The sequence below is a fragment of the Phyllobacterium sp. P5_D12 genome (genome assembly GCF_054049495.1).
Genome location: NZ_JBFUMG010001199.1, coordinates 1 through 529 on the forward strand (window position 1 = coordinate 1; position 529 = coordinate 529).

Genomic DNA, 529 nt, shown 5'->3' on the forward strand with positions numbered 1-529 from the left:
CCCAACGGGATACAACCGAAAAGCAGCGGCAACGGCAGGTCCGATAATGTCGCGGGGAACGCATCTGCGCCACTCATGTTTCCGGCAATGAAGTTCGATACACTTCCCGTGACTGGTCCCGTCAGGCGCGACAGGGCACTCGGCTTCAGATTGGGTTGGACGAAACCGCCGGCGCGATCGCCCTGGCTGGAAAAGTCAAGTTGAGCCATGCCTGATTCAGAGAGGACATCGACAAAAACCTGGCCCTGATTGCTGGCGGCAAAACCATTTTGCAAATAGTGGGTATTCCATTTCACCGTGTTGGATTTGGCGCTGCCTGTCAATTGCGCCAGCGCAGCGATACGAATATTGGCGCGCTCGACCACCGGATAGAAGATAGGTTTTGAGAGGTTCTCGCTGTAATTTCGCATCTTGAAATTGTTCGGCTCAACGAAGCCGTCAAAGCTGAGCGAGACCGCATCCACCGAGGTATCGCCAGGCTTGACGCTCGGTGCGAGCGCTACGCGCTGCTGCTTGAGCTGCGCGACGC

At 56.5% G+C, this 529-nt stretch carries 1 protein-coding gene; it reads right to left on the reverse strand.

Annotation, left to right across the window (positions count from 1 at the left end; genetic code table 11):
- A partial coding sequence (locus tag ACXJ5O_RS29490; protein ID WP_457302990.1) for a hypothetical protein occupies positions 1-529 on the reverse strand: 529 nt, incomplete at both ends.